Origin of the sequence: Pseudomonas glycinae (assembly GCF_001594225.2) — a bacterium.
Lineage (GTDB): Bacteria > Pseudomonadota > Gammaproteobacteria > Pseudomonadales > Pseudomonadaceae > Aquipseudomonas > Aquipseudomonas glycinae.
In genome coordinates, this window is record NZ_CP014205.2 from 5,959,388 (window position 1) to 5,983,366 (window position 23,979).

At 62.4% G+C, this 23,979-nt stretch carries 21 protein-coding genes; 15 read left to right on the forward strand and 6 right to left on the reverse strand.

The window, feature by feature from the left end:
- Positions 1 to 29: 29 nt before the first annotated feature.
- Positions 30 to 902 (forward strand): thioredoxin, encoded by an 873-nt coding sequence (gene trxA / locus AWU82_RS27200; protein WP_064382219.1) that lies wholly within the window; start codon positions 30 to 32, stop codon positions 900 to 902.
- Between the two features lie 4 nt (positions 903 to 906).
- Here trxA and AWU82_RS27205 read toward each other — a convergent pair whose 3' ends face one another.
- Positions 907 to 1,266 (reverse strand): hypothetical protein, encoded by a 360-nt coding sequence (locus AWU82_RS27205; protein ID WP_064382220.1) that lies wholly within the window; start codon positions 1,264 to 1,266, stop codon positions 907 to 909.
- A gap of 125 nt (positions 1,267 to 1,391) precedes the next feature.
- On the opposite strand from AWU82_RS27205, the gene AWU82_RS29280 reads away from it, so the two are divergent.
- The 8 genes from AWU82_RS29280 (at position 1,392) to AWU82_RS27250 (ending at position 7,710) form a co-directional block, all read left to right on the forward strand.
- Positions 1,392 to 1,973, forward strand: a complete 582-nt coding sequence (locus tag AWU82_RS29280) for a PAAR domain-containing protein (RefSeq protein WP_223290664.1) — start codon at positions 1,392 to 1,394, stop codon at positions 1,971 to 1,973.
- On the forward strand, positions 1,970 to 2,929 hold the full coding sequence (locus AWU82_RS27220) for a hypothetical protein (RefSeq protein WP_064382221.1): 960 nt from the start codon (positions 1,970 to 1,972) through the stop codon (positions 2,927 to 2,929). The genes AWU82_RS29280 and AWU82_RS27220 overlap by 4 nt, the downstream gene beginning before the upstream one ends.
- The gene (locus tag AWU82_RS27225; protein WP_064382222.1) at positions 2,926 to 3,492 is read left to right on the forward strand and encodes a hypothetical protein; all 567 of its coding nucleotides are present in this window, start codon (positions 2,926 to 2,928) and stop codon (positions 3,490 to 3,492) included. Before AWU82_RS27220 ends, AWU82_RS27225 begins: the two co-directional genes overlap by 4 nt.
- 156 nt (positions 3,493 to 3,648) lie before the next feature.
- Positions 3,649 to 4,242 carry a DUF2796 domain-containing protein gene (locus AWU82_RS27230; protein WP_064382223.1) on the forward strand — a complete coding sequence of 198 codons (594 nt, stop codon included), beginning with the start codon at positions 3,649 to 3,651 and terminating at the stop codon, positions 4,240 to 4,242.
- 14 nt (positions 4,243 to 4,256) lie between these two features.
- Positions 4,257 to 4,967: an ABC transporter ATP-binding protein gene (locus tag AWU82_RS27235; protein WP_011336144.1), complete on the forward strand. Its 711-nt coding sequence runs from the start codon at positions 4,257 to 4,259 to the stop codon at positions 4,965 to 4,967.
- A gap of 1 nt (position 4,968) precedes the next feature.
- A complete protein-coding gene (locus AWU82_RS27240) occupies positions 4,969 to 6,234 on the forward strand; it encodes an ABC transporter permease (RefSeq protein ID WP_064382224.1) in 1,266 nt (421 codons plus the stop codon).
- 11 nt (positions 6,235 to 6,245) lie between these two features.
- Complete coding sequence (locus AWU82_RS27245; RefSeq protein ID WP_064384123.1) at positions 6,246 to 6,764, forward strand: DUF3299 domain-containing protein; 519 nt, start codon at positions 6,246 to 6,248, stop codon at positions 6,762 to 6,764.
- 247 nt (positions 6,765 to 7,011) lie between these two features.
- Positions 7,012 to 7,710 (forward strand): OmpW/AlkL family protein, encoded by a 699-nt coding sequence (locus tag AWU82_RS27250; RefSeq protein ID WP_064382225.1) that lies wholly within the window; start codon positions 7,012 to 7,014, stop codon positions 7,708 to 7,710.
- Positions 7,711 to 7,887: 177 nt separating this feature from the next.
- Here AWU82_RS27250 and pgnE read toward each other — a convergent pair whose 3' ends face one another.
- Positions 7,888 to 8,817: a UDP-N-acetylglucosamine epimerase PgnE gene (gene pgnE / locus AWU82_RS27255; RefSeq protein WP_064382226.1), complete on the reverse strand. Its 930-nt coding sequence runs from the start codon at positions 8,815 to 8,817 to the stop codon at positions 7,888 to 7,890.
- Positions 8,810 to 9,694, reverse strand: coding sequence for a sugar nucleotide-binding protein (locus tag AWU82_RS27260; protein ID WP_011336149.1), 885 nt, complete (start codon positions 9,692 to 9,694; stop codon positions 8,810 to 8,812). The genes pgnE and AWU82_RS27260 overlap by 8 nt, the downstream gene beginning before the upstream one ends.
- 178 nt (positions 9,695 to 9,872) lie before the next feature.
- Between AWU82_RS27260 and AWU82_RS27265 the strand changes: the two genes are divergently transcribed.
- A complete protein-coding gene (locus tag AWU82_RS27265; RefSeq protein WP_064382227.1) occupies positions 9,873 to 14,168 on the forward strand; it encodes a DEAD/DEAH box helicase in 4,296 nt (1,431 codons plus the stop codon).
- A gap of 81 nt (positions 14,169 to 14,249) precedes the next feature.
- On the opposite strand, the gene AWU82_RS27270 is transcribed toward AWU82_RS27265, so the two are convergent.
- Positions 14,250 to 16,355 (reverse strand): mechanosensitive ion channel family protein, encoded by a 2,106-nt coding sequence (locus AWU82_RS27270; protein ID WP_064382228.1) that lies wholly within the window; start codon positions 16,353 to 16,355, stop codon positions 14,250 to 14,252.
- Positions 16,356 to 16,687: 332 nt separating this feature from the next.
- Between AWU82_RS27270 and AWU82_RS27275 the strand changes: the two genes are divergently transcribed.
- From AWU82_RS27275 to AWU82_RS27295, 5 genes are all read left to right on the forward strand, one after another.
- On the forward strand, positions 16,688 to 17,899 hold the full coding sequence (locus tag AWU82_RS27275) for an MFS transporter (protein WP_064382229.1): 1,212 nt from the start codon (positions 16,688 to 16,690) through the stop codon (positions 17,897 to 17,899).
- A gap of 101 nt (positions 17,900 to 18,000) precedes the next feature.
- Entirely contained in the window at positions 18,001 to 18,927 is a 927-nt protein-coding gene (locus tag AWU82_RS27280; protein ID WP_064382230.1) for a DUF72 domain-containing protein, read from the forward strand.
- Positions 18,924 to 19,721 carry an endonuclease/exonuclease/phosphatase family protein gene (locus AWU82_RS27285; protein WP_064382231.1) on the forward strand — a complete coding sequence of 266 codons (798 nt, stop codon included), beginning with the start codon at positions 18,924 to 18,926 and terminating at the stop codon, positions 19,719 to 19,721. The genes AWU82_RS27280 and AWU82_RS27285 overlap by 4 nt, the downstream gene beginning before the upstream one ends.
- Positions 19,718 to 21,004 carry a cardiolipin synthase ClsB gene (gene clsB, locus AWU82_RS27290; protein WP_064382232.1) on the forward strand — a complete coding sequence of 429 codons (1,287 nt, stop codon included), beginning with the start codon at positions 19,718 to 19,720 and terminating at the stop codon, positions 21,002 to 21,004. Before AWU82_RS27285 ends, clsB begins: the two co-directional genes overlap by 4 nt.
- The gene (locus AWU82_RS27295) at positions 21,001 to 22,002 is read left to right on the forward strand and encodes a lysylphosphatidylglycerol synthase domain-containing protein (RefSeq protein WP_064382233.1); all 1,002 of its coding nucleotides are present in this window, start codon (positions 21,001 to 21,003) and stop codon (positions 22,000 to 22,002) included. The genes clsB and AWU82_RS27295 overlap by 4 nt, the downstream gene beginning before the upstream one ends.
- Here the strand turns inward: AWU82_RS27295 and AWU82_RS27300 are convergent.
- Complete coding sequence (locus AWU82_RS27300; RefSeq protein WP_064382234.1) at positions 21,990 to 22,748, reverse strand: alpha/beta hydrolase family protein; 759 nt, start codon at positions 22,746 to 22,748, stop codon at positions 21,990 to 21,992. The genes AWU82_RS27295 and AWU82_RS27300 overlap by 13 nt on opposite strands.
- Positions 22,738 to 23,844, reverse strand: coding sequence for a DUF3182 family protein (locus tag AWU82_RS27305; RefSeq protein ID WP_064382235.1), 1,107 nt, complete (start codon positions 23,842 to 23,844; stop codon positions 22,738 to 22,740). The genes AWU82_RS27300 and AWU82_RS27305 overlap by 11 nt, the downstream gene beginning before the upstream one ends.
- Positions 23,845 to 23,979: the final 135 nt, after the last annotated feature.

A 23,979-nucleotide genomic window follows, 5' to 3' on the forward strand; every position in this document is an offset into this window, starting at 1 on the left:
GCCCCATTCACGCTTTTACGAGATACCCCATGAGTCAGCAAACGCCGTACATCTTCGACGCCACGACGGCCGACTTCGACCAGTCGGTGATCGAGGCTTCCTTTCAAAAACCGGTGCTAGTGGATTTCTGGGCCGAATGGTGTGCGCCGTGCAAGGCGCTGATGCCGATGCTGCAAGGCATCGCCGAAAGCTATCAGGGCGAGTTGCTGCTGGCCAAGGTCAATTGCGATATCGAGCAGGACATCGTCGCCCGCTTCGGCATCCGTAGCCTGCCGACCGTGGTGCTGTTCAAGGACGGTCAACCGGTGGACGGCTTTGCCGGTGCGCAACCGGAATCCGCCGTGCGCGCCCTGCTCGAACCGCATGTGCAGATGCCGGCGCCGTCGGCTGCCGATCCGTTCGAACAGGCTCAGGCACTGTTCGACGAGGGCCGCTACGCCGACGCGGAAGCGACATTGGTCACGCTGCTGGGCGAAGACAATACCAACGCCAAGGCGTTGATTCTCTACGCTCGCTGCCTGACCGAACGCGGTGAGCTGGGCGAAGCGCAAACCGTGCTCGACGCGGTCAAGAGCGACGAACACAAAGCCGCGCTGGCTGGTGCCAAGGCGCAGATCAAGTTCCTCGGCCTGGCCCGTGACCTGCCGGACGCCGCCGACTTGAAAAGCCGTCTGGCGCAAAACCCGCAGGACGACGAAGCGGTGTATCAACTGGCGATCCAGCAACTGGCCCGTCAGCAATACGAAGCGGCGCTGGACGCACTGCTCAAGCTGTTCATCCGCAACCGCAGCTACAACGAAGGTCTGCCGCACAAGACCTTGCTGCAAGTGTTCGAACTGCTGGGGAACGATCACCCGCTGGTGACCGCTTACCGGCGCAAGGTGTTTGCCGCGCTGTACTAAGCGCTTACTCGATCCAGCTGTAGAGCGGCGTATCCCCGCCGCTCGCCACCTTCACATCGGATGAATGGCGCAGGCGAACCAGCAATCGCTTGCCCGCCGCCGCGCTGCCGGTCAGTCCTTCGAGCTGATCCAGCAGATCCGGCCCGCTGAGCTGCCCGGCCTTGCGCAGCAAATCCCTGGCGACCTGCCACAACGCGTCATCCTGATTCACCGGTTTCGCCACAGGCGCCGTTGCTGCAGTCTGCGGCTGGGCGGCTTGCACCTGCACGCCAAACTGCGAACCGAGCCGCGCCCAGTCGCTTTCATCCAGTTCCAGGGTCAAATCCACCGGCAACTCGCCGACGGTTCCGCGTATCCGCAACATAAGCTTTTCTCCCGCACATTTCTGACCTGCATGCTCCCATGGGACTTGTGTAACGCCAAGTGTCAGGAGCTGGCGACGTTTACCTTATCGGCTACATTTCTTCTTTTTTCATGGGAAGGAACCCCATGTCTTCAGGAAGAAAACTGGCGTCGAAGGGAGGCCCTACCTCTACAGGTGGTGTGATTCTCGAAGGAAACGAAAACCTGCGTATAGAAGGCGAAATCATCGCCTCGATCGGACAACTTGCCAGTTGCCCTGCGTGCAGTGCTGGCCAGGGAGCGATCGTCGCCGTTGGCGAAAGAACGCTGATCCTGCCTGCCGGCCCGGCTGCACTGGAGGGTGACTACGTCGCCTGCGGCTGCCCGCCCATGGCCAACAAACTGCTCACCCAGCAACACAGCGGTTTCGCCGGCATAGGCCGCCCGGCCCCCATCGATATGGGCCCACCCGTTGCCGCCCTGGCTTCGCATCGTTATCTGCAAGTCATCATCGAACGCCTGGACGACACCCGGAAACCGGGACTTGCCTACAAACTCAAGGACAAGAAAAAGGCGGCCATTCTGCAGGACAGTACCTGCACTGCCACAGGTGAAGGTTGCGAACACCAGGTCGAGAACCCTGAGGACTACGACACTCTCCTGATTGGTGAAGATGCCGAATGGACGTTCTATTCCTATGAAGAACCGTTGAAACAGGACGCGTCATGAAATCGAAAATCAAACTTGCCTTCAAGGATTTTCTGATGCAGCCCCCCAAGGGCGTGCAGTTTCAATTGCTGATCAACGAACAACTCGTTGATGGCAATATCGTCCAGAGAAAAGACACACCAACTACCTACACTCTTTTATCGGATAAAGGACAAACAACCGTCATCCGCGATGAAGAAAAAAAGGTATCGACGATAAAGAGCCGCGATAGCTATGAGATCACGTTGCAGATCATCGGAGGCAGCGGAGTAACGAAAGCGATTCACAAGGCCACTCTGAATCAGGGCAAGTTGCTGACCATCGTGGCCGTTTCACCTTGGGTGAAGGTGCCTTTGTCAAACAGCGGAGCCGTCACCGGTGATACGTTTTACGAAGTGGAATACGGGGTGAAGCGTCAGAACAAGACCAATACGGTGAGGGTTTTCATTCAGGATCTGCCGCGAAAAATCTTGCTGGAGGCACTTTCTCACCGAAACTCCACAGCATGGGCAGGCAACACAAGCAAAAAATCCTTGCCTCATAGAACCGCCGATGAATCAAGCAAGAGCGTGGAATTCCCCGCCAATACCAACAAATGCAACTTGTTCGTTTATGACGTGCTGACAGCTGTCGGAATCAACGTAGCGCTGATCGAACACGGCAAGTCGAAGTACATTTGGGGGTACTCAAAAGTCAGTCCGCCACTTGCCGGAGAGTGGGCCGACGAGAATCGATTACTTAAAAGCTGGAGCGTGCAACGCTCCGCGCTGCCCGGTGACATAGGTGCGTATGCTGTCAACTATTCGGACGCCAGCGGCCATGTCGGCTTCGTGCTTGCCCAAGGTGTCTGCATATCCGCCAGCTGGGAAAAAATCGAGGTCAACGATGTCGGCTTCCGACGGGCGTCCGGCAACGCCATTGATAGCGATCATGACTTCACCATTTTTCGACGATACAAATACAGCACACCACAATGAAACGACTGCTCTGGATACTCCTCGCCATTCCACTCCTGCTGATCATGGCGTGGCGACTTTGGTCGCCCGCCGACCTGTCGATCTGTACCACCGGCACATCCACAGCCGGACCACTGACAGCGTTCATACGGGACTACTTCGAGCGCAATGATCGTGTCGACTGGCGCGAACTGGATGATCGATTCGATGTGCTATCGACACCTGAAGGACAGAAAATCGCCAGCCAACCCCAAGCACATGTCTGTGAAGCGTTACAGCTTCTGCAAAGCCCCGCGTTCAGTCAGAGTGAAAAAATCTTCACCACAGCATTGATGTTCCAGTTGCCGATCAAACAGTACATGGGATTCATGGACAACGGCCATCTGCTCTATACCCAAGGCAGGATTGATCGCGACGTAATGATCCTGATTCTTCAACCCCGCGGCACAGCTATCAACTACTGGTGGCTGCCGGCATGGCGTGAACGCTTCCACCGTGATGCGCCGAAGTTGCTGGACACCGGATTGATCACTCAAGTGTTGTCGGGGCGTTATTGGTTCGACTATCCCGGTAGCGGATTCTGAAGCACGTCACCTCTCGCTGATCTACGCACCGTCCGGACCGAGTTCCGGGCGGTGCGCAGCCATACCTTGCGCAAAGCGTGTCAGGCGGGCAAACTCTGCGCACTTTCGTTATAAGATTACATAACAAACTCTTCACTTTACTTCCCGGAGACCGCTATGCGTCGTCTGCTCCTCGCTTTGCCGTTTGCCCTGTTGCCGCTGGCCATCGCCCATGCGGCCGATGAGCATGATCACGACCATGAGCACGGCAGCCTCGGTGCTCACGAACATGGCGTCGGTCGCCTGAACGCCGCGCTGGACGGCCAGACCCTGGAGCTGGAACTGGAAAGCCCGGCGATGAACCTCGTGGGTTTCGAACACGTCGCCACCAGTGATGCCGACAAGGCCAAGGTCGCAGCCGCCCGCGCGCAACTGGAAAAACCGCAGGCGTTGTTCAGTCTGCCGGCCGCCGCCGGTTGCAAAGTCACCAGCCAGGAACTGGAAAGCCCGCTGTTCGGCGACAAGCCGGATGCCGACGACCACGACGAAGAAGAAGCCGGCAAGGATGGTCATGAGCATCATCACGACCACAGCGAAATCCACGCCCACTACCAGTTCAGCTGCGCGGCGCCGGGTGCGTTGAAAACCCTGGATCTGGCGAACCTGTTCACTACCTTCCCGGCCACCCAGAAAATTCAGGTGCAACTGATCGGCCCGAGCGGCCAGCAAGGCACGGAAGTGACGGCCAAGGCCGCCGCCCTGAAGTTCTGACACGAAACGGCGCCATGACCCAAGCACTCATCGAACTGTCCGACCTGGGCTTCAACTGGCCCGGTCACCCGCCACTGCTGGACATCCCGGCGTTTCGTCTGGAAGCCGGCGAAACCCTGTTCCTCAAGGGCCCCAGCGGCAGCGGCAAGACCACCCTGCTCGGCCTGCTGGGCGGGGTGCAGAAACCCGGTCGCGGCAGCATTCGCCTGCTCGGCCAGGAACTGACCGACCTGGGTGCCGGCGCCCGTGATCGCTTTCGGGTCGATCACACCGGCTACATTTTCCAGCAGTTCAACCTGCTGCCGTTTCTCTCGGTACGCGAGAACGTCGAGCTGCCGTGCCACTTTTCGAAGCTGCGGGCCGAGCGTGCGAAACAGCGCCACGGCAGCGTCGATCAGGCCGCCGCCACCCTGCTCGCCCACTTGGGCTTGAAGGACGAAAGCATCCTGAGTCGCCGCGCCGACTCGCTGTCGATCGGTCAGCAACAGCGGGTCGCCGCTGCCCGTGCGTTGATCGGTCAGCCAGAACTGGTGATCGCCGACGAACCGACCTCGGCACTGGATTACGACGCTCGGGAAAACTTCATTCGCCTGCTGTTCGCCGAGTGCCGTGAGGCCGGCTCGAGCCTGTTGTTCGTCAGCCACGACCAGAGCCTGGCGCCGCTGTTCGACCGTCACCTGTCCCTGGCCGAACTCAATCGCGCCGCCACGTCTGCCGAGGTCTGAGATGTATCTGTTCCGTCTGGCCATGGCCAGCCTCGCCAACCGGCGTTTCACCGCCCTGCTCACCGCTTTCGCCATCGCGCTTTCCGTCTGCCTGCTGCTGGCGGTGGAGCGGGTGCGCACCGAAGCCAAGGCCAGTTTCGCCAGCACCATCAGCGGCACCGACCTGATCGTCGGCGCCCGTTCCGGTTCGGTGAACCTGTTGCTGTATTCGGTGTTTCGCATCGGCAACGCCACCAACAACATCCGCTGGGACAGCTTCGAACACTTCGCCAGCAACCCGAAGGTGAAGTGGGCGATCCCGATGTCCCTCGGCGATTCCCATCGCGGTTACCGGGTGATGGGCACCACCGAAGCCTATTTCGAGCATTACCAGTACGGTCGCCAGCAGCATCTGCAACTGGCTGACGGTCGCGCCTTCGCCACCGATCCGTTCGAAGTGGTGCTCGGTGCCGAAGTGGCCGAGGCGCTGCATTACAAGCTTGGCGACAAACTGGTGCTGGCCCACGGTGTGGCGGCGATCAGTCTGGTCAAACACGACGACAAGCCGTTCACCGTGGTCGGCATTCTCAAGCGCACCGGCACCCCGGTGGACCGCACGCTGCACATCAGCCTCGGCGGCATGGAGGCGATCCACATCGACTGGCACAACGGCGTACCGGCCCGTGGCAACGGGCGGATCAGTGCCGATCAGGCGCGCAACATGGACCTGACGCCGCAAGCGATCACCGCGTTCATGCTCGGCCTCAACAGCAAGATCTCGACCTTCGCCCTGCAACGGGAGATCAACGAGTTCCGGGGCGAGCCGATGCTGGCGATCCTGCCGGGCGTGGCCTTGCAGGAGTTGTGGAGCCTGATGAGTACCGCCGAAAAAGCGTTGTTCGTGGTCTCGCTGTTCGTGGTGCTGACCGGGTTGATCGGCATGCTCACGGCGATTCTCACCAGCCTCAACGAACGCCGCCGCGAAATGGCGATCCTGCGTTCGGTGGGCGCGCGACCGTGGCACATCGCAAGCCTGCTGGTGCTGGAGGCGTTTGCTCTGGCACTGACCGGGGTGATCGCCGGGCTGGCGTTGCTGTATCTCGGCATCGCTGCGGCACAAGGTTATGTGCAGGCCAATTACGGGCTGTATCTGCCGCTGGCCTGGCCAAGCGAGTATGAATGGACGCTGCTCGGTGGCATTCTGGCTGCCGCGCTGCTGATGGGCAGCGTGCCGGCCTGGCGCGCGTATCGCCAATCCCTGGCCGATGGCCTGTCGATCCGTTTATGAGGATGTTCACCATGCCCCGCGCTGTCCTTGCGCTGCTGTTGCTGGTCGCCCTGCCCGTGTGGGCGGCGGCGCCTAAAGACCTGACCTGGTCGGAGATGATCCCGCCGGACGCAGCACCCGAAGTGCCGAACATGACGCCGCTGCATGACCTGTCGAAGATGAGCGATGCGCTGTCTGCCGAGTCCGCGCCAGCGGCCAAGCAGGACATGCCCAACGCCCCCGTGGTGCAAAGTCTCGACGGCCAGAACATCCGCCTGCCGGGCTACATCGTGCCGCTGGAAGTCAGCGAGGAAGGTCGCACCACTGACTTCCTGCTGGTGCCGTATTTCGGCGCCTGCATCCACGTGCCGCCGCCACCCTCGAACCAGATCGTGCACGTGAAAAGCGAACTCGGCGTGAAGCTCGACGAGCTGTATCAGCCTTACTGGGTCGAGGGGCCGTTGCAGGTCAAGCAGTCCACCAGCGAACTGGCCGATGCCGGGTATCAGATGGAAGCGGACAAGATTTATGTGTACGAGCTGCCGGAGTAAATCTGCTGGTTCTTTATTGTTTGGTAGGGCCCTATCGCTGGCAAGCCAGCTCCCACAGGTGTTGTTGGTGATCGCAAAATTTGTGAACGACTCGATCACTGTGGGAGCTGGCTTGCCAGCGATGAGGCCATGAAAGTTCCACAAAAAACCGGGGCATCACTGTTTCATTGAGCTGAGTCAAAAGACCGTATCAGACGGATTCGTACCATAGGACATCAAACATTTTTAACGTCCTTTGGGAGCTTCCATGAACAAGTCCTTGCTCAGCGCCTCGCTGTTTGCCCTAGCGCTCGCAGCCCCGCTCGCCCACGCCCACGAAGCCGGCGACATCATCGTTCGCGCCGGTGCGATCACCGTCAACCCGAAGGCCGACAGCTCCAGCGTCAAGGTCGATCAGGGTCCGCTGAGCGGCGCCAACCTGGGCGGCAAGGCGACCATGAGCAGCGACACCCAACTGGGTCTGAACTTCGCCTACATGCTGACCAACAACATCGGTATCGAGCTGTTGGCCGCCTCGCCGTTCGAGCATGACGTGAAGATCAAGGGCACCGCCCTGCCAGCCGCCAACGGCAAACTCGGCACCCTCAAACACCTGCCGCCGACCCTGAGCGTCGTCTACTACCCGCTGGACGCGAAGTCGCCGTTCCAGCCGTACATCGGCGGCGGCATCAACTACACCTGGATCTACGACGAGCACGTCGGCAGCGAAGCCCAGTCCAACGGCTTCAGCAACTTCAAGGCGAAAAACTCCTGGGGCCTGGCCTGGCAGGTCGGCGCCGACTACATGCTGACCGACAACATCATGCTCAACGCCCAGGTGCGCTACATCGACATCGACACCCGCGCCACCGTCGAGAACAACGCCGTAGCCCCGGGCACCCGTGCACGGGTGAATGTGGACGTTGATCCCTTCATCTACATGGTTGGTCTAGGCTACAAGTTCTAAAGAACGTTCACGTGGTGGTGAATGAGGCTTGGTGGCGGGCAGCTCAGAACTGACGGCGATGTTAAGCCATCGACCGGGGAGCAAGCTCCCTCGCTACAGGAAACCGGTTTGAAACCCGATTTCCGGCCGTGAAAAAGGCGCCTGTCAAAAGGCGCCTTTTTCATGTCTGCGGGAAGCTCAGCGGCCGAGCAAACGAGCCAGGCCGACGTTCATCGGCGTTGGCGTCGGGCACTTGAATCGCTCAAGCAACCGGCGGTTGTTCGCCCGTGAATGACGGATGTCACCGGAGCGTGCCGGGCCGTAGCTGACGGGCGGCAACTCGCCGACCACCGCTTCGAGCGCGGCCAGCATCTGCTTCAGATTGGTCGCCTGATTCCAGCCGACGTTCACCGCACCGACGTCCACTTGCGGCTTCTCGATCGCCTGCACCAGCACATCGACCAGGTCTTCGACGTACATGAAATCCCGGGTCTGCTCGCCATCGCCGAACACGGTGATCGGCAGGCCTTTCTGCGCGCGCTCGCTGAAGATGCTGATCACCCCGGAGTACGGCGAGGACGGATCCTGACGCGGGCCGAAGATGTTGAAGAAGCGGAAGATCGCCGGTTCCAGACCGTGCTGGCGGCGGTAGAAATCGAAGTACTGCTCGCCGGCCAGTTTGTCCGACGCATAAGGCGTCAACGGCGCCTTGGGCGTGTCTTCGTCAATCGACTCGCCTTCGCCATTGTTGCCGTAGACGGCCGCGCTTGAGGCGTACAGCACGCGTTTGACGCCGGCCTCGCGCATGGCTTCACAGACGTTCAGCGTGCCGATGAAATTGCTCTGGTGGGTTTTCACCGGATCGTCCACCGACGCCTGCACCGAAGCGACGGCGGCGAGGTGTGCGACCGCGCTGCAACCCTGCATCGCCTGTGCAACCAATGCGGCATCGGACACATCGCCGACGATCAGTTCGACCCTGGGATTATCCAGCGGCAGATTGCTGCGCTTGCCGGTCGACAGATCATCGAGGATCCGCACCGAATGGCCGTTGGCAAGCAGCGCGTCAGTCAGGTGCGAGCCGATGAAACCGGCGCCGCCGGTGATGAGAACAGGGCCTTCAGCCATGACGATAAAACCTATCCAGTAAGCCCGGGAGCGCGGCACGCCAGGCGCGCGGCTTGATCCCGAAGGTGTGCAGAATTTTCTTGCAGGCGAGCACCGCGTGTTGCGGTTCTTCAGCGGCATCCGGCCGCGCGGCGTGGGCCTGGGCGGTCGGCGCTTCGATGGCCAGCGGGTGCAGACTGCGCGCCTCGGAGAGAATCGCCTGGCCCAGCGCCAGCGGCGTGGTCGCCTCGTGGCCGGCGTAGTGGTAAGTGCCCCACAGCGGCGCGGCGCAATCGAGTTGCTTGAGCACCGAAATGATCACCCGTGCCGCATCGTCGACCGGGGTTGGGTTGCCACGGCGGTCATCGGCCAGCAGCAGTTCTTCCGGTTGTTCGGCACGGGCCAGGAAGCGTCCGAGTATTCCTTCCGGGCTGTCGTCGAGCAGCCAGCCGAAGCGCAGCAGCACATGTTGCGGACAGGTGGCGCGTACGCTCTGCTCGATCCGCCACAGCGCCTGACCGCGCAGGCCCAGCGGCACCGGTTCGTCCTTTTCGCTGTAGGCAGTGGCGCGGGAACCGTCGAACACCCGATAACTGGACGGCTGCACCAGCACGATGTTGTGGTGCTGGCACAGTTCGGCCAGGCGTTCGATGGCGCGTTCCTGCCCGGCCAGACGGCTTTCGCTGACGGCCTCGGCCTGGAACCAGTCGAAATAGTAGGCAAGGTTGATCAATGCATCGGGACGGGTGTCGTCGAGCAATTGGGTCAGGCTCGCGGCATCCCAGCCGTCTTCGGGCGGGCGGGGGGCGAGGAAACCGATGTCTTCCTCTGCACCGAGGCGAATCAGCGCCTGCCCAAGGGCATTTCCGCCGCCCAGTAACATAAGGCGCATTCGCATAGAGTCAGCAGGCCCAGTCTGATTGGAACGATGGCTTTGGCGACGATGCTTGTGACACCGTCGTCGATAATTGCCGGAATCGTTGCATTTTGCGGGTTTAGTGCGCAACCGTCACCCGTAAAGTGTAGATCCCGAGCGGTACTTGCAACTTCGTCCGCCCGCCCGCATAACTGAAGCCATGAATCTGCCCCTTCCCACGGACGCGGCCCTGGCAGGCTTCCACCCCGCCGTCAGCGCCTGGTTCAGCAGCACCTTCCCGACGGTAACTGCCGCCCAGGCTCGCGCATGGCCGTTGATCCGCCAACGCCGTTCAACGCTGATCGCCGCGCCCACCGGTTCCGGCAAGACCCTCACCGCGTTCCTCGCCGTGCTCGACGATCTGGTCCACCGTGGCCTGGAAACCCCGGACGGTCTGCCGGACGAGACGCTGGTGGTCTACGTTTCGCCGCTCAAGGCGCTGTCCAACGACATCCGCATCAATCTGCAGAACCCGCTGGCCGGGATCACGGACCAGTTACGCCAAATGGACCTGCCGGCGCTGGAAATCACCACCGCCGTGCGCACCGGCGACACTCCACAGAAAGACCGCGCGGCCATGCGCAAGAGCGCACCGCACATTCTGGTGACCACCCCGGAGTCGCTCTACGTGCTGCTCGGCTCGGAATCCGGCCGCAAAATGCTCGGCACCACACGCACGGTGATCGTCGACGAGATCCACGCCATCGCCGCCGGCAAACGCGGCAGTCACCTGGCCCTGAGCCTCGAACGCTTGCAGGCGCTGTGTCCTGAACCTCTGACCCGCATCGGCCTGTCCGCCACGCAAAAACCGATCGATGCGGTGGCGCGGTTTCTGGTCGGCCATGGGCGCCCCTGCGAAATCATCGACATCGGCCACGCGCGCCCACGGGATCTGGGCATCGAAGTACCGCCGGTGCCGTTGTCGGCGGTGATGACCAATGACGTCTGGGAACTGGTCTACGACCGCCTCGCCACACTGGCCCGTGAACACCGCACCACGCTGATTTTCGTCAACACCCGACGTCTGGCCGAGCGCCTGAGTCGACACCTCAGCGAACGCCTCGGAAAAGACGCCGTGGCCGCGCACCACGGCAGTCTGGCCAAGGAGTTTCGCCTCGACGCCGAGCAGCGGCTCAAGCGCGGCGAGTTGCAAGTGCTGATCGCCACCGCGTCGCTGGAACTGGGGCTCGACATCGGCGAAGTCGACCTCGTCTGCCAGATCGCTTCACCGCGCTCGATTGCCGGTTTTCTGCAAAGAGTTGGCCGCTCCGGGCACCAGGTCGGCGGCACCCCCAAGGGCCGCCTGTTCGCCACCACCCGCGACGATTTGATCGAGTGCGCCGCCCTGCTCGACTGCGTGCGCCGGGGTGAACTCGATACGCTGCACATCCCCGAAGCGCCGCTGGATGTGCTGGCGCAGCAGATCATCGCCGAGGTCAGTTGCCAGGAATGGGCTGAAGACGATTTGCTCACGCTGTTCCGCCGGGCCGAGCCCTACGCCCGCCTCGACGAACAACATTATCAGGCGCTGCTGGGCATGCTCGCCGAGGGCTACAACGGCCGCCAGGGCATCCGCAGCGCCTACCTGCACCGCGACGCCGTCAGCCGAACCCTGCGTGGACGACGCGGCGCACGGCTGGCCGCTGTCACCAGCGGCGGCACCATCCCCGACAACGCCGACTACAGCGTCTTGCTCGAACCCCAGAGTCTGAACATCGGCAGCGTCAACGAAGACTTCGCCGTGGAAAGCATCGCCGGCGATGTGTTCCAGCTCGGCAACGCTTCTTATCGGATCCTGCGGGTGGAGGCCGGCAAGGTGCGGGTCGAGGACGCTCAAGGCCAGCCACCGACCATTCCGTTCTGGCTCGGCGAGGCGCCGGGACGCAGCGATGAATTGTCGGCCGCCGTGGCGCGCCTGCACGCGCAGCTCGATCAATTGCTCAGCGCCAGCCCCGGCAACCTGCAACCGGCCCTCGACTGGCTGACCGACATCCTCGGCCTGAACCTGGCCAGCGCCGAACAACTGGTGGATTACCTGGCCCGCGCCCGCCTCGCCCTCGGCGCCTTGCCGTCGCGGGACACGCTGCTGATGGAGCGCTTTTTCGACGAGTCCGGCGGCACCCAGCTGATCATTCATTCGCCGTTCGGCAGTCGGATCAACCGCGCCTGGGGCCTGGCCCTGCGCAAGCGCTTCTGCCGCACCTTCAACTTCGAATTGCAGGCCGCCGCCAGCGAAGACGCGATCGTGCTGTCGCTGTCCACCAGCCACAGTTTCGAACTCGATGAAGTCTGGCGTTACCTGCACAGCAACAGCGCCGAGCACATCCTGATTCAAGCGGTGCTGGATGCGCCGCTGTTCGGTGTGCGCTGGCGCTGGAATGCCGGGGTGGCGCTGGCCCTGCCGCGCTTTACCGGCGGGCGCAAGGTCGCGCCGCAATTGCAGCGGATGAAAAGCGAAGACCTGATCGCCAGCGTGTTTCCCGATCAGATCGCCTGCCTGGAAAACCTCGCCGGTGAACGGGAAATTCCCGAGCATCCGCTGGTGGAACAGACCCTCGACGATTGCCTGCACGAAGCGATGGACAGCGAAGGCTGGCTCGAACTCCTGCGGCGCATGGAGCGCGGCGAAGTGCGCCTGATCGCCCGTGACCTGCCGGCGCCCTCACCGTTGGCGGCGGAAATCCTCAGTGCCCGACCCTACACCTTTCTCGACGACGCGCCGCTGGAAGAACGTCGCACCCAGGCTGTGCTCAACCGCCGCTGGAGCGATCCGCAATCCACCGATGACCGCGGCGCGCTGGACGCCGACGCGATCAACGCCGTGCGCGAAGAAGCCTGGCCGACGCCGAACAGCGCCGACGAAATGCACGAAGCGCTGATGAGCCTGGCGTGCATCAGCGACCGCGAAGTCGCGGCCAATCCGCAGTGGCGCGACTGGCTGAGTGCCCTGGCCGAAACCGGGCGAGCCTGTCGATTGCCAATAGATCCCGAGCATTCGGTCTGGCTGGCGAGAGAACGCCTGACCTGTCTGCAAGCGCTTTATCCACAGGCGCAGTCGGCACTGCCCGCGCTGCCCGGTTTCGACGAACCATGGACGGCCGATGACGCGCTGATCGAAGTGATCCGCGCGCGGCTCGGTGCATTCGGCCCGCTACCGCTGGCGGCGATTGCCGAGCCGCTGGCCTTGACGCCGGCGGCTGTTCATCAAGCCCTCGCTCATCTGGAGCGCGAAGGTTATGTGCTGCGCGGCCAGTTCACGCCGGGATCGACCGTTGAGGAATGGTGCGAACGCCATCTGCTGGCGCGCATTCACCGCTACACGGTCAAGCGTCTGCGCCGGGAAATCGAGCCGGTAGCGTTGCAGGATTTCATGCGGTTTCTGTTCGACTGGCAGCATGTGGCTCCGTCCACCCGTGGTCAGGGCAACGCCGTATTGCCGGCGATTGTCGCTCAGTTCGAGGGCTACCCGGCCGCTGCTTCAGCCTGGGACAGCGACCTCCTTCCCCTGCGGCTCAAGGACTATTCACCGAGCTGGCTGGACGATCTGTGCCGCAGCGGCAAACTGGTGTGGACGCGCCTCAGCGCCCGGCAAAACATCAGCGGCACGGCGTTGCGCAGTACACCGATCGTGTTGCTGCCACGCAGTCAGGTCGGCTTGTGGAGTGCACTGGCCGAGCAGACGCCGGTCAGCGAACTGTCGCCCAAGACCCGCAAAGTTTTCGACGCACTGAGTCAGCACGGCGCGCTGTTTTTCGATGAACTGATTCATGAAGCGCACCTGCTGCGCACCGAGTTGGAAATCGCCTTGCAAGAACTGGTCGGTGCCGGTCTGGTGAATGCCGACAGCTTTGCCGGATTGCGCGCACTGATCACCCCGGCGAGCAAGCGCCAGCAGCGCAGCAGTCGACGCGGGCGCGGGGCGTTTGTCGGAGGCATGGACGATGCCGGACGCTGGGCGTTATTGCGTCGCGGGCCGGTTGTGGAAAACCGACAAACGGCGTCGCCCGAAACCCTCGAACACATCGCCATGACCCTGTTACGCCGCTATGGCGTGGTGTTCTGGCGCCTGCTGGAACGCGAAGCAGATTGGTTGCCGAGCTGGCGCGAACTGCTGCGTACTTTCCATCGGCTGGAAGCGCGGGGCGAGATTCGTGGCGGGCGCTTTGTCAGCGGTCTGGCCGGCGAGCAATTCGCCCTGCCCGAGGCGATTCCGCTGCTGCGCGAAGTCCGCCGTCGCCCCCATGACGGCAGCCTGATCGCGGTGTGCGGTGTCGACCCGCTGAACCTCGCCGGCACCTTGTTGCCGGGGGCGAAAGTGCCGGCGCTGGCGAGCAATCGGCTAGTGTATCGCGACGGTTTGCCGGTCGCTGCCGAGGTCGCGGGCAAGCCGCAATTCTGGGTGGAGCTGGATCAGGTTTCCATTGAGCAGCTACGCAGCAAACTGATCCGACATTGATGTAAACCGGTCTGGCCTCTTCGTCGGATCGCCGCCCGGACCAAGCCCGCGAAGAGGCCGGCACATGCACTACAAAAACTTCTATTGAGTCGGCGATTGCTCCGGCAACACCACCGACGAATGCGCCGGCGCCACCTCTTCGTCCTGTCGCTTGGGCAACAAAACCTGCTGTGGATAAGTCTGGGCGAAATGCACCCAGGGGCTGTTATCCACAAGCTTTTTCAGACGCTGGTTGAACGCGCGGCTCACCGCATACTGCCCGCCCGACACCGTGCGGAATTGCGCCGTCAGCACCACGCCGTTCAGGTCCATTTTATCGACGCCAAACACATCCAGCGGCCCTTGCAGGTTGTACTTGAGAAACGGATCTTCGCGGATCGAATCCCCCGCCTCGCGGATCAGCTCGATAGCCTTGTCGACATCGGTGTCGTAGGTGAACTGCACCGAGAAAAACGCGAACGCAAACTGCCGTGATTGGTTGGTCACAGCCTTGATCTGGCCGAACGGCACCGAGTGCACGAAGCCCTTGCCGTCGCGCAGGCGCAGGGTGCGAATGGTCAGGCCTTCGACCGTGCCGGCGTGCCCGGAATCGAGCACCACCCAATCGCCAATCGACAGGGTGTCTTCGATGATGATGAACAGCCCGGTGATGACGTCCTGCACCAGTTGCTGCGAGCCAAAACCGATGGCCAGGCCGACCACCCCGGCCCCGGCCAGCAGCGGCGCGACGTTGATCCCGAGATTGGCCATGGTGGTGATCGCGCAGATCACCACCAGGATGATTTTGATCGCGTTGCGCAGCAGCGGCAGGATGGTTTTCACCCGGGTGCTGGGCTGGCGCGCCGAGCGTTTGCTGACCGGTGGTTTGAGTGCTTCCTGGATCGCCGTGTCGAGCACCACCCACAGCAGCCACGTCACGAGGAAGATCAGGCCGATGCTGCTCAGGGCATTGCTGATCGCCCGCCCGACCGTGCTGCTCTGGGCAAAATCGAGCAGCGACACACCCCAGATACGCCCGAGGATATCGATGAACGCAATCGCAACGACGATCCTCAGCAAGGCGTGCAACAGGCTGAGGAAACGTTCCTTATAGGCACTGCTGCGCTGGATCGCCTCGGCCCTGCGCGACTTGAACAGGTGTTGCAGCACAGTGCTGAGAAACACCGTGCCGATCAGCAGCACCGTGGTGAGCAACGCGCAGCGCAGGGCTTTCTGGTTGTCCTCGCCGATGCCGATCAGGTTGACCGCAGAGACCAGCACCATCAGCACGATCGGCCAGTACCAGAGCCCGGAAAAAATCCGCAGCGATTCCTGCAGCGACGGTTGTTTAAGGCGCTGGGCCAGCGGGCGATTACGGATCAGGTGCGCCACCGGCCGACGCAGGCGAATCACCAGCAGACCGAAGATGATCGACGCCAGCAAGCCAGTGAATACGGCGATGCTGCTGGTAATGTTGCCGCCCAGTTGCCGGGCGATCTGCGGGCTGGTCAGGGCGTCACTCAACGCGGCAAGAAAGCCGATCAGGAACAGCGGTTTCGGGCAGTAGTCACGGATGATCTGCACGGCGCGGCGCTTGTGGCCGACGTTGAACATCACCACCACACACAACAGCATCGACGTGGAAAATATCCCGCTGCTGGTGGCGTAGGCAAAACACAGCGCCAGCGCCCGACCCACCGAGGCCGACAGAAAATGGCTGACGTACAGGGTCAGCGGCAGGCAGATGAGTGCGGGCAGCGTGTAGGGCAACAGGTAACCGAGCAAATCCTGGCTGCGCTGACGGGTGCGCAACCACCGACCTTCCCGCAGTCGCTTGCCCAGTACGCTGCCGAGCACCGTCAACACGGTAAACGTGCCCAGCCACACGCCGGACAACATCAGGAAATCCCCCGCCACGCTCCAGCCCGAGCGGTTCGAAGGTTGATTGACCAGCCTGTCGACTTCATCCGCCGCCCGGTCGGCGCGCAGGCGCCAGGCGTCGACCAGATGCTCGTTGAGATCGAGTTTGTCCTGCACGTCGTCGATGCCGGAACTGATGGCGCCGAGCAGTCCGCCCTGCACGATCGGTTCCGGTTTGGCCGGCTCTTCACTGGCCGCCGGAACACCCGGCAGGCTGGCGGCTTGCACTGCATTGCCAGCAAACAACAGCAATGCCCCCAATAGAATCGCGATCCTGAACCTGGTCAAAACGCAGAGCTCCCTTGGTTGAACCTGTAAGGAACTGATCGGTTTTGATCCGGCAAGTTCGGTTTTGATCGCTCCCACGCCCACGCCCACGCCCACTCCCCCTCACTGATCGTTCCCACGCTCTGCGTGGGAATGCCTCCCTGGACGCTCTGCGTCCGCTCTTTGAGACGCGGAGCGTCTCTGGCTGCATTCCCACGCGGAGCGTGGGAACGATCACCTCAAGGGGCTGATATTTGCGTCGCACGCAAATATCAAATGCCCACCCCTGTATTTTTCCACCCCCACCAAACCCCGACACTGCGCTCCATTCAATCCCCCACCGGAGTGCCGTCATGCCCATTGCCCTGCTCGCGCTGACCCTCAGCGCTTTCGCCATCGGGACGACCGAGTTCGTCATCGTTGGCCTGCTTCCCACCATCGGCGCCGATCTCGGCGTCAGCCTGCCGTCCGCCGGTCTGCTGGTCAGTCTCTACGCGCTGGGCGTAGCCATCGGTGCGCCGGTGCTGACCGCCCTCACCGGCAAAGTCCCGCGCAAACTGTTGCTGCTGTCGCTGATGGTGCTGTTCACCCTCGGCAATCTGCTGGCCTGGCTGGCGCCGGGTTATGAATCGCTGGTAGTGGCGCGGATCGTCACGGGTCTGGCCCATGGCGTGTTCTTCTCCATCGGCTCGACCATCGCCACCAGCCTGGTGCCCAAGGAAAAAGCCGCCAGTGCGATTGCGATCATGTTCACCGGCCTGACCGTGGCGCTGGTCACCGGCGTGCCATTGGGCACGTTCATCGGTCAGCATTTCGGCTGGCGTGAAACCTTCCTTGCCGTTTCAGCACTGGGCGTGATCGCGTTCATCGGCAGCCTGCTTTACGTGCCGAACAATATTGCCCACAGCAAACCGGCGTCTCTGCTGCAACAGTTGCAGGTGCTCAAGCAACCGCGCCTGTTGCTGGTGTACGCCATGACGGCCATCGGTTACGGCGGCTCGTTCATCGCCTTCACGTTCCTGGCGCCGATCCTTCAGGACATCTCCGGCTTCAGCGCCGGCACCGTCAGCCTGGTGCTGCTGGTGTATGGCGTGTCAGTGGCAGTCGGCAACCTCTGGGGCGGCAAACTGGCGGACAAGCGCGGGCCGATCAGTGCGCTGAAAATCATCTTCGCCCTGCTCGCCGCCGTGCTGTTCGTGCTCACCGTCACCGCTGGCAACCCATGGCTGGCGCTGGCCACCGTGCTGGTCTGGGGCGCAGTCGCCTTCGGCAACGTGCCGGGTTTACAGGTGTATGTAGTGCGTCAGGCTGAACATCACACACCGCACGCCGTGGACGTGGCATCGGGCCTGAACATTGCCGCGTTCAACCTCGGTATTGCCGGTGGCGCGTGGGGTGGCGGTTTGATCGTCGCGCACATCGGCCTGATTCACACCGCGTGGATTGGCGGTCTGGTGGTGCTGGTGGCGCTGGCCCTGACCGCCTGGAGCGGTCGCCTCGATCGCCTGGGCCCGGTGTACGCCGCCCCCTCTGAAGGCTCCGCCCGGATCGTCACCGGGCACTGATCAAGCCAGCCCGACCGTCCGTAATCCCGTCGAAACTTTCCCCGACCGCCCGCAGTCATCCACAGACAGAGGCCGTATGGGGACTTTCGACGGGAGGCGGCATGGCTACGATTCACATCGGTATTTCAGGCTGGCGTTACGCCCCGTGGCGCGGGGACTTTTACCCCAAGGGGCTGGCGCAGAAACGCGAATTGCAGTTCGCCTCACGGGCGGTCAACAGCATCGAAATCAACGGATCGTTCTACGCCCTGCAACGGCCCGAACGCTACGCCCAGTGGTACGCCGAAACGCCGGATGACTTCGTGTTCAGCATCAAGGCGCCCCGCTTCATCACCCACATCCGTCGTCTGCGCGATATCGAGAAACCCCTGGCCAACTTCTTCGCCTCCGGGGTGCTGGAGCTAAAGGAAAAGCTCGGGCCGGTTCTCTGGCAATTTCCGCCCAACTTCACTTTCGACCCCGAACGTTTCGAAGCCTTTCTCGATCAGTTGCCCCACGACACCCAGGCCGCCGCTGACCTCGCCCGCCGACACGACTCACACCTGCACGGCCACGCGAGCCTGAAGGCCTACGGCAAAAAACCGCTGCGCCATGCCGTGGAAATCCGCAACGACAGTTTCATCGACCCCGACTTCGTGCGCCTGCTCAAGCGCTACAACACCGCGCTGGTGATTGCCGACACCGCCGGGAAATGGCCGTACCGCGAAGACCTGACCAGCGATTTCGTCTACCTGCGCCTGCACGGTGCCGAAGAACTTTACGCCAGCGGCTACACCCCAGCTGCGCTGCGACGCTGGGCCGACCGGATCGACGCCTGGCACCATGGCCGGCAACCGCGCGATGCCCATTTGATCGCGCCGCGCCTGAAACCTCGGGCCCGTAAATCCCGCGAGGTTTTCTGCTACTTCGACAACGACATCAAGGTTCGCGCGCCTTTCGATGCCCGCAGCCTTTTGCAGCGCTTCGATCTGGATAAAAACCTTGAAACCGTGCCCGGTGAGCCAGCCGCCGAAGGGGTACTCGCATGAGCATTCCCGAACCGCTCGGATTCACCGACGAGCAGTCCACGGTCATCACCACTGAGCGCCGTTTCACCGTGTTGACGGTCAACACTCACAAGGGTTTCACCGCGCTGAACCGGCGCTTCATCCTGCCGGAACTGCGCGAAGCGGTGCGCAGCGTGTCCGCCGATGTGGTGTTCCTGCAGGAAGTCCACGGCACCCACGAGCACCATCCCAAACGCTACGAAAACTGGCCGACGATGCCGCAGTACGAATTTCTCGCCGACAGTCTCTGGCCGCAGTTCGCCTACGGGCGCAACGCGGTATACCCGGAGGGCGATCACGGCAATGCGGTGTTGTCGAAATTCCAGATCGTGCGCCATGACAACCTCGACGTTTCGATCAGCGGCCATGAAAACCGCGGCCTGTTGCATTGCGTGCTGCGCCTGCCGGGAGACGACCGTGAAGTGCATGCGATCTGCGTCCATCTGGGCCTGCGCGAAAGTCATCGCAACGACCAGTTGCGCCTGCTGCGGGAGCGCCTCGCCGAACTGCCCGAGGATGCGCCGGTGATCGTCGCCGGCGATTTCAACGACTGGCGCCAGCGCGCCGATGCCTTGCTTGAACCCTGTGGCCTGCGTGAAGTGTTTGCGGCGCATCACGGCAAACCGGCGCGCAGCTTTCCGGCGCGCATGCCGCTGCTGCGCCTGGACCGGATTTATGTACGCAACCTCAAGGCCAGTCAGCCAAAAGTACTGGCGAACCGTCCCTGGTCACACCTTTCCGACCACGCACCGCTATCGGTGGAGATTGAACTATGAGCAGTGCACCGTTGGAGAAATCCGCCGTGGAGCCAGTCAGCATCACCCCGCCCGTGCGCGAGCCGGGTACCGTCGATGTCGAGTATCGCTGGCAGGGCAACAACCGGATCGAGCTGCTGGAAAACGGCGAGGAATATTTCCCCCGGGTGTTCGAAGCGATGCGCGCGGCGAAAAGCGAAATCCTGCTGGAGACCTTCATCGTCTTCGAAGACAAGGTCGGCAAGGAATTGCAGGAGATTCTGATCGATGCTGCTCGGCGTGGCGTGCGCACCACCGTCAGCCTCGACGGCTTCGGTTGCGGCGAACTGAGCACCGGCTATCTCGCCGCGCTGAGTGAAGCCGGCGTGCATCTGCAAATCTTCGATCCGGCGCCGAAACGCCTGGGCATTCGCACCAACTGGTTCCGTCGTTTGCATCGCAAGATCGTGGTGGTCGACGGGTTGATCGCGTTCATCGGCGGGATCAATTTCTCCGGCGATCACCTGGCCGATTTCGGCCCCGAAGCGAAGCAGGATTACTCGGTGGAGATTCAGGGCCCGGCGGTGGCCGACATCCATCATTTCGCTTTGCTGCAAAGCGGCCGACCGGGACGGGCGAGATTCTGGTGGCAGCGTCGCCGGCAACGGCGTGCCGAGATGGCGTTCGACGATCACGACGGTCAGGTGCGCCTGGTGTTCCGCGACAACGACCGGCACCACACCGATATCGAAGACGTTTATTTGCAGGTACTGCGCCGCGCCCAACGGCGGGTGGTGATCGCCAACGCCTACTTCTTTCCCGGCTATCGCCTGCTGCGCGAAATCCGCAACGCCGCCCGACGCGGGGTCGAGGTGCGGCTGATTCTGCAGGGGCAGCCGGACATGCTGGTGGCCAAACTCGCCGCGCGCATGACCTACGACTACCTGCTCAAGGCCGGGGTGCAGATTCACGAATATTGCGAGCGGCCGCTGCACGGCAAGGTGGCGCTGGTGGACGAGGAATGGAGCACCGTCGGCTCGAGCAATCTCGATCCGCTGAGCCTGTCGCTGAACCTGGAAGCCAACGTGTTGATTCGCGACCGCGCCTTCAATCGCCACCTGTTCGAACGTCTCGAAGACCTCAGCCACAACCACTGCAAAGCGATGGACGCCGCGAAGTCGCCACGCGGGCGAATCTGGCACATGACCGTGGGCTTTCTGGTGTTTCACTTCCTGCGGCATTTTCCGGCCATGGCCGGCTGGCTGCCGGCGCACAAACCACGGCTCAAACCCTTTACCCATGCCGCCGGGAGCGATCCGTCATGAGCCAATCCGAAGCCCACGCGGCGGTGCATCCGGCACCGGCGGGCAAGTCCCGCTGGAGTCGCTGGAAACGTCCGCTGACCTTGTTGTTCTTTCTGGCGCTGATCGTTTTGCTGACGATGTTCGCCAGTCGCATCGAATGGGCCGAAGTGCTGCAAACCCTCGCCGACTTCAAGGTGCGCACCCTGATCATTGCCTCCAGCCTGACCCTGCTGAGCTTTCTGGTGTACGCCAGTTTCGACCTGATCGGCCGCACCTACATTCGTCAGGACCTGACCTGGAAACAGATCCTGCCGGTGGGCGTCATCAGCTATGCGTTCAACCTCAACCTCAGCGCGTGGGTCGGCGGGATCGCCATGCGCTATCGCCTGTATTCGCGGCTTGGGGTGAGCAAAAGCAACATCGCCAAGATCCTCGGCCTGAGCCTGGCGACCAACTGGTTCGGCTACATGACCATCGCCGGCGTGGTGTTCGCCAGCGGGCTGGTGCGGATGCCACCGGGCTGGAAAATCAGCAGCGGTGCGTTGCAGGGCATTGGCGTGTTGCTGCTGTTGGTCAGTGTCGGCTATCTGGTCGCCTGCCAGTTTTCCCGGCGGCGCGAGTGGTCGATTCGCGGGGTGGAAATCAACCTGCCGTCGCTGCGCATGGCGGTCCTGCAATTGCTGCTCGGGGCATTGAACTGGTCGCTGATGGCAGCGGTGATTTTCACCTTGCTGCCGAGCAAGCTCGACTATCCGCTGGTGCTCGGGGTGCTGTTGATCAGCGCGATTGCCGGGGTCATCACCCACATTCCCGCTGGGCTCGGCGTGCTGGAAGCGGTGTTCGTGGCGCTGCTGCAACACGAGGCTTCGCGCGGCAGCCTGGTGGCGGGGCTGCTGGCCTATCGGGCGATTTATTTCCTGCTGCCGCTGCTGATCACCGTGCTGATGTACCTGGTGGTGGAAGCCAAGGCCAAGGCGTTGCGGATCGAGAAGAAACCCAAATCTGATCAGCGGGACTGAATGATGCTCAACCGCTCGCCCACCACCATCTCGGTGATCCAGTCGACCAGGATCGAGGTGTAGGCCTGCTGCGAGGTCGGATCACTCAGGGCATGGTCGGCGCCGTCGATGATGCGGTGGGTCAGCGAATGGGTCTGCTGGCACGCGGCGCGGTAACTCATGATGGTCGCGTGGGGCACGTAGTCATCGGTTTCCGACTGCACCAGCAGCACGTCGCCAGTGAATTGCGAGCAGGCGTGCAAGGCGCGGTTGCTGTCGGCGCGCACCAGCGTACCGCGATAATCGCGCAGGTCGGCCTTGTCCAGATCGCGCTTGGGCGTGTGCCATTGCTCGTCGCGGTACAGCGCCGGCACCCGCAGCGCCAGCCAGCGCACCGGGCGCAGCGAGGTCAAAATCGAAGCGAGGTAACCGCCATAGCTGGTGCCCACTACCGCAATGGCCGAGGTGTCCAGCGCCGGATGGGCGAGCAACCGGTCGTAGGCCGCCAGCAAATCACGCAGATTGTCTTCACGGGTCACCCGGCTCAGCGGAATGCCGGTACCGCCGGTATGCCCGCGCAGGTCGAACGTCAGGCACACGCAACCCAGGCCGGCGATGCCTTTGGCCCGTTCCAGATCCCGCTCCTGACTGCCGCCCCAGCCGTGCACGAACAACACGCCGGGGACTTTCGATTTGGGACTGAGGAACGTCCCGCTCATCTTTTCATCATCAATGTCGATTTGAATGCTTTCGCTTCTAGCCGTCATAGGATTTGACCGTTACGTATTTGAGGAGAAAGTCGCTGTTCTCGGCCGGCCCGCGATACACCTCGATGGCATCCGCCGGCAGGGCCTGATCGGTATAGGTTTCCACCGACGACACGCGGATCGCGCGCATCGAAGGATCGTTGACGAAACTTTGCAGCGCCGCCACTTCCGCGCTGCTGGCGCCGCCCATGCGCCAGGACTGCTCGAGCACACCACTGCGCGGCCGGCCTTCGCTGTCCAGGCCCTGGGCGATGTCGTAATTGCGCCGCGAGGCGTAGAAACGCGGATAGGCTTCGTCCGCCGCCCGGTCGAACACCTGCGCCTGCTGGATCGCCAGACGCACGTCGTCGGGCAGATCCAGCGCCAGCAGATCCTCGTAACCGCCCTGCACCACCAGCAGGTTCGAGCCGCCGTACACCTCTTCGCCGTGGGCGTCTTCGGTCAAGTATTGATCACCGCAGTAACTCAGCACCCGGTCGCCGATGAACGACTGGCCGACGCTGTGGGTAACTACCTGACTCAAGTCCTGCTCCAGCACCACGCCATCGCTGAACAATTCTTTAGCCTCGGGTCGGGCGAGGATTTCGTCGAACGCATCCAGGCTCTTGATCACTTCCTGACCCCGCCCGGCGCAGGCGTGAATCGGCTTGATCCGGATCGGCCCGCTGTACAACAGATGTTCGGCGGCAGGTCGCGCATCCTCCAATGCAAAGACGCTGAGTCCGTCCAGCACCACGGTGCGCACCCGCTCGGAAAACAAGGGCGACCAGCCTTGCGGCGCATGAGCCTGATGGCTGCGCAAGCCGTGGCTGATGGCTTTGGTGCAGATGAAATCGTGCTCGACGAAACCGCCCCACAAATCGTCCGGGCCGCTCACCCCCAGTTCGCGGGCCATCGCGCCGACGAGGGTCTGGGTCGGCAGCAGATAAATATCCCGGCCGCGATGCTTTTCGGCGTCGTAACTGCCGCCGAACTTGAGGCCGAGGATCTGCGCCAGCCATCGCGCGAGGGCCTTGTTGGTCTGCACTTCATGCTGTGGTGCGCCGGGCCGAACCGAATGGGCGACGACCACTTTCCGGCGGGATGTCGGGGTCATTGTTCCCCCTTCCAATGGCTGGGTGAATGTAGGTCAGAGGGTGCAGAGATCAGGCCAACCGGCGCTGGCGTGAAACACGCTGAAAATCAGCCACTTGAAAAAACCGTGCTGGCACCGCGCCTGTTTCAATCTGCA

Bases quoted from the DNA above. Each gene is read 5' to 3' on its own strand.
- trxA (WP_064382219.1), top strand. From the start codon at position 30: ATGAGTCAGCAAACGCCGTACATCTTCGACGCCACGACGGCCGACTTC.
- AWU82_RS27205 (WP_064382220.1), bottom strand. From the start codon at position 1,266: ATGTTGCGGATACGCGGAACCGTCGGCGAGTTGCCGGTGGATTTGACC.
- AWU82_RS29280 (WP_223290664.1), top strand. From the start codon at position 1,392: ATGTCTTCAGGAAGAAAACTGGCGTCGAAGGGAGGCCCTACCTCTACA.
- AWU82_RS27220 (WP_064382221.1), top strand. From the start codon at position 1,970: ATGAAATCGAAAATCAAACTTGCCTTCAAGGATTTTCTGATGCAGCCC.
- AWU82_RS27225 (WP_064382222.1), top strand. From the start codon at position 2,926: ATGAAACGACTGCTCTGGATACTCCTCGCCATTCCACTCCTGCTGATC.
- AWU82_RS27230 (WP_064382223.1), top strand. From the start codon at position 3,649: ATGCGTCGTCTGCTCCTCGCTTTGCCGTTTGCCCTGTTGCCGCTGGCC.
- AWU82_RS27235 (WP_011336144.1), top strand. From the start codon at position 4,257: ATGACCCAAGCACTCATCGAACTGTCCGACCTGGGCTTCAACTGGCCC.
- AWU82_RS27240 (WP_064382224.1), top strand. From the start codon at position 4,969: ATGTATCTGTTCCGTCTGGCCATGGCCAGCCTCGCCAACCGGCGTTTC.
- AWU82_RS27245 (WP_064384123.1), top strand. From the start codon at position 6,246: ATGCCCCGCGCTGTCCTTGCGCTGCTGTTGCTGGTCGCCCTGCCCGTG.
- AWU82_RS27250 (WP_064382225.1), top strand. From the start codon at position 7,012: ATGAACAAGTCCTTGCTCAGCGCCTCGCTGTTTGCCCTAGCGCTCGCA.
- pgnE (WP_064382226.1), bottom strand. From the start codon at position 8,817: ATGGCTGAAGGCCCTGTTCTCATCACCGGCGGCGCCGGTTTCATCGGC.
- AWU82_RS27260 (WP_011336149.1), bottom strand. From the start codon at position 9,694: ATGCGAATGCGCCTTATGTTACTGGGCGGCGGAAATGCCCTTGGGCAG.
- AWU82_RS27265 (WP_064382227.1), top strand. From the start codon at position 9,873: ATGAATCTGCCCCTTCCCACGGACGCGGCCCTGGCAGGCTTCCACCCC.
- AWU82_RS27275 (WP_064382229.1), top strand. From the start codon at position 16,688: ATGCCCATTGCCCTGCTCGCGCTGACCCTCAGCGCTTTCGCCATCGGG.
- AWU82_RS27280 (WP_064382230.1), top strand. From the start codon at position 18,001: ATGGCTACGATTCACATCGGTATTTCAGGCTGGCGTTACGCCCCGTGG.
- AWU82_RS27285 (WP_064382231.1), top strand. From the start codon at position 18,924: ATGAGCATTCCCGAACCGCTCGGATTCACCGACGAGCAGTCCACGGTC.
- clsB (WP_064382232.1), top strand. From the start codon at position 19,718: ATGAGCAGTGCACCGTTGGAGAAATCCGCCGTGGAGCCAGTCAGCATC.
- AWU82_RS27295 (WP_064382233.1), top strand. From the start codon at position 21,001: ATGAGCCAATCCGAAGCCCACGCGGCGGTGCATCCGGCACCGGCGGGC.
- AWU82_RS27300 (WP_064382234.1), bottom strand. From the start codon at position 22,748: ATGACGGCTAGAAGCGAAAGCATTCAAATCGACATTGATGATGAAAAG.
- AWU82_RS27305 (WP_064382235.1), bottom strand. From the start codon at position 23,844: ATGACCCCGACATCCCGCCGGAAAGTGGTCGTCGCCCATTCGGTTCGG.